Annotated in this window: 9 protein-coding genes and 1 pseudogene; 7 read left to right on the plus strand and 3 right to left on the minus strand. The window is 59.1% G+C overall.

What is annotated here, in order from left to right; translation table 11 throughout:
- The first annotated feature begins 189 nt into the window (after positions 1 to 189).
- Complete coding sequence (locus tag ACIP66_RS27595) at positions 190 to 1,098, plus strand: LysR substrate-binding domain-containing protein (protein ID WP_159814478.1); 909 nt, start codon at positions 190 to 192, stop codon at positions 1,096 to 1,098.
- 35 nt (positions 1,099 to 1,133) lie between these two features.
- Here ACIP66_RS27595 and ACIP66_RS27600 read toward each other — a convergent pair whose 3' ends face one another.
- The gene (locus tag ACIP66_RS27600) at positions 1,134 to 1,784 is read right to left on the minus strand and encodes a hypothetical protein (protein ID WP_400652345.1); all 651 of its coding nucleotides are present in this window, start codon (positions 1,782 to 1,784) and stop codon (positions 1,134 to 1,136) included.
- Positions 1,785 to 2,289: 505 nt separating this feature from the next.
- On the opposite strand from ACIP66_RS27600, the gene purE reads away from it, so the two are divergent.
- From purE to ACIP66_RS27620, 4 genes are all read left to right on the plus strand, one after another.
- A complete protein-coding gene (gene purE, locus ACIP66_RS27605; protein WP_007920220.1) occupies positions 2,290 to 2,781 on the plus strand; it encodes a 5-(carboxyamino)imidazole ribonucleotide mutase in 492 nt (163 codons plus the stop codon).
- Positions 2,782 to 2,791: 10 nt separating this feature from the next.
- Positions 2,792 to 3,874, plus strand: coding sequence for a 5-(carboxyamino)imidazole ribonucleotide synthase (locus tag ACIP66_RS27610; protein WP_400652347.1), 1,083 nt, complete (start codon positions 2,792 to 2,794; stop codon positions 3,872 to 3,874).
- A gap of 109 nt (positions 3,875 to 3,983) precedes the next feature.
- Complete coding sequence (locus ACIP66_RS27615; protein ID WP_016772475.1) at positions 3,984 to 4,229, plus strand: GlsB/YeaQ/YmgE family stress response membrane protein; 246 nt, start codon at positions 3,984 to 3,986, stop codon at positions 4,227 to 4,229.
- A gap of 93 nt (positions 4,230 to 4,322) precedes the next feature.
- Complete coding sequence (locus ACIP66_RS27620; protein ID WP_007920225.1) at positions 4,323 to 4,859, plus strand: DUF3299 domain-containing protein; 537 nt, start codon at positions 4,323 to 4,325, stop codon at positions 4,857 to 4,859.
- Positions 4,860 to 4,942: 83 nt separating this feature from the next.
- On the opposite strand, the gene ACIP66_RS27625 is transcribed toward ACIP66_RS27620, so the two are convergent.
- On the minus strand, positions 4,943 to 5,842 hold the full coding sequence (locus ACIP66_RS27625; RefSeq protein WP_400652348.1) for a D-hexose-6-phosphate mutarotase: 900 nt from the start codon (positions 5,840 to 5,842) through the stop codon (positions 4,943 to 4,945).
- A gap of 57 nt (positions 5,843 to 5,899) precedes the next feature.
- Positions 5,900 to 6,304 (minus strand): acyl-CoA thioesterase, encoded by a 405-nt coding sequence (locus ACIP66_RS27630; RefSeq protein WP_003229628.1) that lies wholly within the window; start codon positions 6,302 to 6,304, stop codon positions 5,900 to 5,902.
- Between the two features lie 376 nt (positions 6,305 to 6,680).
- On the opposite strand from ACIP66_RS27630, the gene ACIP66_RS27635 reads away from it, so the two are divergent.
- Entirely contained in the window at positions 6,681 to 7,979 is a 1,299-nt protein-coding gene (locus ACIP66_RS27635) for an MFS transporter (RefSeq protein WP_053125141.1), read from the plus strand.
- A gap of 240 nt (positions 7,980 to 8,219) precedes the next feature.
- Positions 8,220 to 8,337, plus strand: a pseudogene (locus ACIP66_RS27640) (phosphate-binding protein); the annotation flags it as partial.

Genomic DNA, 8,337 nt, shown 5'->3' on the forward strand with positions numbered 1-8,337 from the left:
GGAGGACATGAAAGAAATCATCACGATATGGACCCTGTCTGTGCCGGAACGCTGCGAAAGCTAGGCTTGTGGGGAAATTTGGGCCAATGCTGTTAAGCACTGCCCTATGCACATTCGGCATAATGCCCATGTGACGCCGCGTGCGCGGCAGACGTGTGACCTGTTTTGGTGCGTGTCCGGGAGGACGTGATGAATCTGGAAAGCAAATGGCTCGAGGACTTCAGTGCTCTGGCCGCCACCCGCAGCTTCTCGCAAGCGGCCGAACGACGCTTCGTGACGCAGCCGGCGTTCAGTCGGCGCATCCGCAGTCTGGAAGCTGCATTGGGGCTGACATTGGTCAATCGCTCGCGCACGCCGATCGAACTGACGGCGGCGGGGCAGTTGTTTCTGGTGACCGCGCGCACGGTGGTTGAACAGCTCGGTGAAGTGCTGCGCCATCTGCATCATCTGGAGGGCGGGCAGGGCGAAGTGATGCAAGTCGCTGCCGCTCACTCGCTGGCACTGGGTTTCTTTCCGCGCTGGATCGCGCAACTGCGCAATGAAGGTTTGAACATTGCCACGCGACTGGTCGCGACCAACGTCGGCGACGCGGTGCATGCGCTGCGTGAGGGTGGCTGCGATCTGATGCTGGCGTTCTACGACCCGGATGCGGCAATGCAGATGGACCCGGAAATTTTCCCCTCGCTGCATTTGGGCCAGACCGAGATGCTGCCGGTGTGCGCGGCGGATGCCGAGGGCAAGCCGCTGTTCGATCTGGAAGGGGAAGCGAGTGTGCCGTTGCTCGCGTATAGCGCCGGGGCATTTCTCGGGCGCTCGGTGAATGGCTTGCTGCGTCAGCGCCAAGTGCGCTTTACCACTATTTATGAAACCGCGATGGCGGACAGTTTGAAGAGCATGGCGCTGGAAGGGTTGGGCATTGCCTGGGTGCCGCAACTCAGCGTGCGCGCGGAATTGGCGCGTGGCGAACTGGTGGTCTGCGGCGGCCCGCAATGGCATGTGCCGCTGGAGATTCGCCTTTACCGCTGCGCCTTGGTGCGCAAAGCCAACGTGCGCCTGCTGTGGCGCAAGCTTGAAGGCGGTGCGGCTGGCGGTGCGTGATGTCCGTGCAGCCGCCGTGTCGCGGAAAAATGCGTTCAGGGAACATTGCTCAAAAAGTTACTGATCCTTGCCCGATTCGCTTCGGTGAAGGTGTGGCAGTTGCCGACCAACAATTTCGGGTTCGGGATCATGTAACTTTCACACCACCAACCGCCTCGGTAGAACACTTCAGAATTTTCATGCAGGGCGTCTAGGGTGTGGCCAATTTCATGTCCGACATTGACTGCTGACTTGAGAGATGCAATGGCCGCTTGTTGCCCAGTTCCGGCAAGGCCAGCGACGCGATCATTTAGAGCGCTTTTGGTCAGTAGAATGAATTTTGTAGTTCGTGTGGACGGAAGATTTTTTTCGACTTTATAGTCGTGCGTGCGATCCCTCCACTTTTTCATAGTGACTAGCTCGTCTTCATTCATATACGCAAAGTCAGTATAAGTCGGCTGATTGCGTATGAATTGAACTGATACGCGGCGTCCCGTAACGCCCTCCAGTTCCTTGACCATAGGCAGGAAATGTTCGGCAAATATCTCCGACTGTGGCTGGGTTACATCGTCGTGGATGAAGGCGTGGATGAATATCGGTATTTTCCCCCCAAGCGGCGCAGCGAGCGACCTGGCTAGCGTCGTGTGTTGTTCAGCTGGCCATGGAGTGTCATCGATAGCGACCGTGGCTTGAGTCATCGTAGTCATGAACAGGCTGCCAAGCAGCGCACATGTGATTGTTAATATATTTGGCATTTTAGTTGTTTTCGAAGTGGAAATGTTTGGATGAATTAGGTGTGTGCCTCGTTGTAAGGCAGGGTCAGATTATTAGCGTGTTAGTGTTTGTTTGTGCAGTCTTTATATGTGTCAGTGAATGTTCTGTTATCAAGTATTGCAGCATGGATAGTTGTTTTTATGTTGGGCGTTATTGATGTTTGTAATGCTTAATATTCGCAGGCGGCCTTGCGCCGTTAATGCCGAGCTGAAACGGTTTGCAGAGGCTGGCGCGCTGACTTGAAAGTCAGCAAAAACAGAAAAAGAGCCGCTAAGACAGATGGTCGTCGAAGGGGCTGTTTATTGCTTTCTTTGCGGTATACTGCGCGGCCTTCGGCCGGCACGTCCGGCCATTTTTCGTACAATCAAGCCACGCAACCTGCGTGGCTTGTTGTTTTATGACGCGCCTGCGGGCGCTCCAGAGAGAAGAGGCGCGACGATGAGTGCACTGGTTGGCGTGATCATGGGCTCCAAGTCCGATTGGTCCACCCTTAGCCACACCGCCGATATGCTGGAAAAGCTCGGCATCCCGTACGAGGTCAAAGTGGTCTCTGCCCACCGTACCCCGGATCTGCTGTTCCAGTACGCCGAAGAGGCTGAAAGCCGCGGCATCGAGGTGATTATCGCCGGTGCCGGTGGCGCAGCCCACTTGCCAGGCATGTGTGCGGCCAAGACCCACCTGCCGGTGCTCGGTGTGCCGGTGCAATCGGCCATGCTCTCGGGCGTCGACTCGCTGCTGTCGATCGTGCAGATGCCAGCGGGCATTCCGGTCGCCACTCTGGCCATCGGCAAGGCCGGCGCGATCAATGCCGCGCTGCTCTCGGCGAGCATCCTCGGCGCCAAGCATCCGCAGTTCCACGCGGTACTGAAAACCTTCCGTGCCGAGCAGACAGACAGCGTCCTGGACAATCCAGACCCACGTATTGCCTGAGGTTGTTGAGATGAAGATCGGTGTAATCGGTGGCGGCCAGTTGGGTCGCATGTTGGCCCTGGCGGGCACTCCGCTGGGCATGAACTTCGCTTTCCTCGACCCTGCGCCGGACGCTTGCGCCGCGGCGTTGGGCGAACACCTGCGGGCCGATTACGGCGATCAGGATCATCTGCGCCAACTCGCCGATGAAGTCGATCTGGTGACCTTCGAATTCGAAAGTGTTCCGGCCGAAACCGTGGCATTCCTGTCGCAATTCGTTCCGGTTTATCCGAGCGCCGACGCCCTGCGCATCGCTCGCGATCGCTGGTTCGAAAAGAGCATGTTCAAGGATCTGGGCATCCCGACCCCGGCCTTCGCCGACATTCAATCGCAAGCCGATCTGGATTCCGCCGTGGCTTCGATCGGTCTGCCGGCCGTGCTGAAAACACGCACTCTGGGTTATGACGGCAAGGGCCAGAAAGTCCTGCGCAAGCCGGAAGACGTGGTCGACACCTTCGCCGAACTGGGCAGCGTCTCCTGCCTGCTGGAAGGCTTCGTGCCGTTCACCGGTGAAGTTTCGTTGATCGCCGTGCGCGCTCGTGATGGCGAAACCAAGTTCTATCCGCTGGTACACAACACCCACGACAGCGGCATCCTCAAGCTGTCCGTTGCCAGCACCGATCACCCGTTGCAGACGTTGGCCGAAGACTACTCGAGCCGTGTGCTCAAGCAGCTCGACTACGTCGGTGTGATGGCGTTCGAGTTCTTTGAAGTCGACGGTGGCCTCAAGGCCAACGAGATCGCCCCGCGCGTGCACAACTCCGGGCACTGGACCACCGAAGGCGCCGAGTGCAGCCAGTTCGAAAACCATCTGCGCGCCGTTGCCGGCCTGCCGTTGGGTTCGACGGCCAAAGTCGGCGAGAGCGCAATGCTCAACTTCATCGGCGTTGTGCCGCCGGTTGAGAAGGTCATCGCCATCGAAGATTGTCATCTGCATCACTACGGCAAAGCCTTCAAGGCCGGGCGCAAGGTCGGTCACGCCAACCTGCGCTGCGCCGACATGGCCACGCTGCAGGCGCAGATCGTCAAGGTCGAAGCGCTGATCGCCGAGTAATTCAGTTTCATGTGTCTGCGGCGGAACCATTCAGGGGCCGCCGTTCTCTCATGGCAGGATGCCAAAGTCTGACTAGGCTTCGCATATCTACTACTGAGAGGGAATTGCCATGGGAATTATCGGAACCATCTTTATCGGCTTGATCGTCGGCCTGCTGGCTCGGTTCCTGAAACCGGGCGATGACAGCATGGGCTGGATCATGACCATCCTGCTCGGTATCGGCGGTTCGCTGGCGGCCACTTATGGCGGCCAGGCTCTGGGCATTTATCAGGCGGGCGAGGGCGCAGGCTTCCTCGGCGCACTGGTCGGTGCAGTCGTGTTGCTGGTGATCTACGGCCTGATCAAAAAGAACTGATCCAAAGCGACAAAGTCCTCTCTGCCAACGCGGCAGGGAGGGCTAGAATGCTCGGCGATTCAACGTTCCTTCCTTTTTATACCGAGCACCTTCATGCGCCGTCTTCTGTTGACTCTCCTTTTCCTGGGCAGCGGTTTGGCCCACGCCGGCGAACTGCCGGAAACCGACTGGCTCGAACTGATGCCAAAGTCGGATCAAAAGGCCCTTGAGGCCATGCCTGAAATCGACCACAACTCCCCGGAAGCCACCGGCACCTTCACCGAGAAGGGCGGGATGAAGCAGGCCAAAGGTCTGCCGGCAGTGATGTATTCGACCAAAACCGTGGCGTCGATGAACGACAAACACATCCGCATCGGTGGTTACCCGGTGCCGCTGGAGTCTGACGCCAAGGGCCGCAGCACGTTGTTCTTCCTCGTGCCGTATCCGGGCGCCTGCATCCACGTGCCGCCACCGCCACCGAATCAACTGGTGCTGGTGCGTTATCCGAAGGGCTTGAAGCTGGACGATATCTACACGCCGCTGTGGGTGACCGGCACGCTGAAAGTCGAGAAGGTCAGCAATGACCTGGCTGACGCAGCGTATGCGCTGGAAGCGGACAAAGTGCGGGTGGTGCAGGAATCTGATCTCTAAAGCAAAAGATCGCAGCCTCCGGCAGCTCCTACAGGGATATGCATTCCAATGCAGGAGCTGCCGAAGGCTGCGATCTTTTGATCTTAAAGCGGTTTGCTGGCGACACTGACGCCCATGGTATGGCTCGCACCCGGCGCGAGCGTGACGATGTCATCCATCACATTCGCCGTCTCGATGCATAGCATGCGCTGCCAGCCATCGTTATCCATATCCGCCAACGCCGCCGCGCGATCGATCCACGGGTTCCAGATCACTGCCGTGCGCGAGCCGGTGGCGGTCAGCACAATGCGCCGCTCCCAGGTCGGGTCGACGATGCTCAGTTGTGGTGGAGCGTCGAGGTAGATGCGGTCGGTTTCCCCGGCAAACTGCAGGTCACCTTGCTGGCTGTTGGTTTTCCAGTCATCCAGCGTCTCGATGTACTTCAAGCCATCGACGCCGTCGACGTGCACATTGCGCACATCACTGACCGCGAAATAGGTGTGCAGCGCCTGGCTCAGACTGACGGTGTCACTGCCACGGTTGTGGCTGGTCAGGCTGAAACTCAGTTGCTCGGACAAGTGCAGAGTCAGGGTCAGATCGACCTGATGCGGCCAGTCCGGCAGGCCGCCTTCGGGGTAGGACAGTTTGAACTCCACCTTCACGCCATCAGCCTCTGATTCGATGCCACCTAACTCCCAATCCATCGCCCGCACCAGACCGTGCGCGGGTGCCGGTTGCTCACCGGTGTACATGGCCTGCACGCTCTGCGGGTTGCGCTCGAATTTGCCAAACCACGGCCAGCACACCGGCACGCCGGCGCGGATGCTCTTGCCAGTCTTGAACACCGCCTTATCGTTGAGCCAGATGATCGGCGGCTGGCCATCGATCTGATAACTGAGGATGTGCGCGCCTTGCTGGGCCACCAGCACTTCGGCCTGACCGTGGCGAATCCGCCAGCAGTTCAGTTCATCCAGTTTCACGGCTTCAACGTTGGGCGTGTTCATCGGACAGCTCTCAATCAGTAACAAGGACAACTATCGACCGTAAAACGGCCGCGAGGTTTAGCGCGCGCGCGGTGGAACCGAGCGGGTGCGGCCGCTGCCGTCGATGGCGACGAAGACGAAAACCGCTTCGGTCACTTTACGCCACTCGCTGGACAGCGGGTCGTCGCTCCACACTTCGACCATCATCTGGATCGAGCTGCGGCCGATTTCCAGGGTCTGGGTATAAAAGGACAATTGCGCGCCGACAGCGACGGGCACGAGGAACGCCATGCGGTCGATGGCAACGGTAGCGACGCGGCCACCGGCAACACGGCTGGCCATCGCGGTGCCGGCCAAATCCATCTGCGCCACCAGCCAGCCGCCGAAAATATCGCCAAAGCCGTTGGTTTCGCGCGGGAGTGCGGTGATTTGCAAGGCCAGGTCGCCTTGCGGGATCGGATCTTCTTGTTCGAGCTCTATCATGCCGAGGGTGCCTCTGACCCGTGACTCATCGTTGGTATTGCTGGTGGTAGCCGTCTTCGGGAAAAACGATTCAGCACCGAACATACTACGTTCGTCACGTTTTCCATCAGGCGCCTAAGGAGAAACTCTGCGAAACCGGCTAATCCCGAGCAAAGGCCGGGCCAACGACGTTTTCGCACAGCAACCCCCTACAAACCGGAGCAGGTTGCGAGTATATCGGTCGGTAGACTCCACGACGACCATCCGGTTCTCATTTCGACCGTCAAATACGCGCCTCTATGTGCTTTTTCGAACAATTTGCTATGGTGCCGAACCTGCCCAAGCCACCGCCAGCGTTGTTGTGGCGGCAGATCCGACTATAAGAGAAGCCCTTGCCATGACCACAGCGCCTTCGAGCCTCGCGCAGCCCGAGCAACCCGCACGACCGTTGACCCGCAATGACTACAAGACTCTGTCGCTGTCCGCCCTCGGCGGTGCGCTGGAATTCTACGATTTCATCATCTTTGTCTTCTTCGCCACCGTGGTCGGCAAGCTGTTCTTTCCCGCCGACATGCCCGAGTGGCTGCGTCTGATGCAGACCTTCGGCATCTTCGCCGCCGGCTACCTCGCGCGGCCGTTGGGCGGCATCGTCATGGCGCACTTCGGCGACCTGCTGGGGCGCAAGAAGATGTTCACCCTGAGCATTTTCATGATGGCCGTGCCGACCCTGATCATGGGTCTGCTGCCTACATACGCACAGATCGGCATGTGGGCGCCGATTCTGCTGCTGGTGATGCGCGTGATTCAGGGCGCGGCCATCGGTGGGGAAGTGCCGGGCGCGTGGGTCTTCGTTTCCGAACACGTCCCGCAAAAGCACATGGGTTACGCCTGCGGCACCCTCACCAGCGGCCTGACCGCCGGCATCCTGCTCGGCTCGCTGGTCGCCACCGCGATCAACAGCATTTATACGCCTGCCGAAGTGTCCGATTACGCCTGGCGGATCCCGTTCCTGCTCGGCGGTGTGTTCGGCCTGTTCTCGGTGTACCTGCGCCGCTGGCTGCACGAAACCCCGGTGTTCGCCGAACTGCAACAGCGCAAGGCCTTGGCTGAAGAAGTGCCGCTGCGTGCGGTGCTGCGCGACCATCGCGGCGCGATTGCGATCTCGATGCTGCTGACCTGGTTGCTCTCCGCCGGCATCGTCGTGGTCATTCTGATGACCCCGACCGTGCTGCAAACGGTCTATCACTTCACCCCGACCGAGTCGCTGCAGTCGAACAGTCTGGCGATCGTGTTCCTGAGCATCGGTTGCATCATTTCCGGCGCACTGGCGGATCGCTTTGGTGCCGGCCGCGTGTTTGTGTTCGGTTGCCTGGGCCTGCTGATCAGCTCGTGGACGTTCTATCACAGCCTCGCCGATCACCCGAACTGGCTGTTCCCGCTGTATGCGCTGACTGGTTTTCTGGTCGGCACCATTGGTGCGGTGCCGTATGTAATGGTGAAAGCGTTTCCGCCGGTGGTGCGCTTCAGCGGCTTGTCGTTCTCGTACAACGTGGCTTACGCGATCTTTGGCGGTTTGACGCCGATGGTGGTGAGTTTGCTGCTGAAGGAAAGCGCGATGGGGCCTGCTTATTATGTGGCGGTGCTGTGCGCGATGGGGATGCTGGTGGGGGCGTGGCTCTGGAAGAAGGGGCGCTGATTTTCCCTGCCGCCTGATCGTTCCCACGCTCCGCGTGGGAATGCATCCCGTGACGCTCCGCGTCACCTCTCAAATGCGGACGCAGAGCGTCCATGGCGGCGTTCCCACGCAGAGCGTGGGAACGATCTGTCGCGACATGCTGGCCTTTCATCCAATTGTCATATTTCAGCCATAGAGTGTTCACACGGCCTGCTGATACTTGGCCCCGACTTAACACACCCTATCTGCTAGGAGTAAGGCATGAAACTGAAGCGTTTGATGGCGGCAATGACTTTTGTCGCTGCTGGCGTTGCGACTGCCAAAGCGTTCGCCGCTGTTTACCCTGCTATACCGAGCAACACCAAGACCACTGGTGTTT

It is taken from the genome of Pseudomonas sp. NPDC088429 (assembly GCF_044753305.1).
Classification (GTDB): Bacteria; Pseudomonadota; Gammaproteobacteria; order Pseudomonadales; family Pseudomonadaceae; genus Aquipseudomonas; species Aquipseudomonas rustica.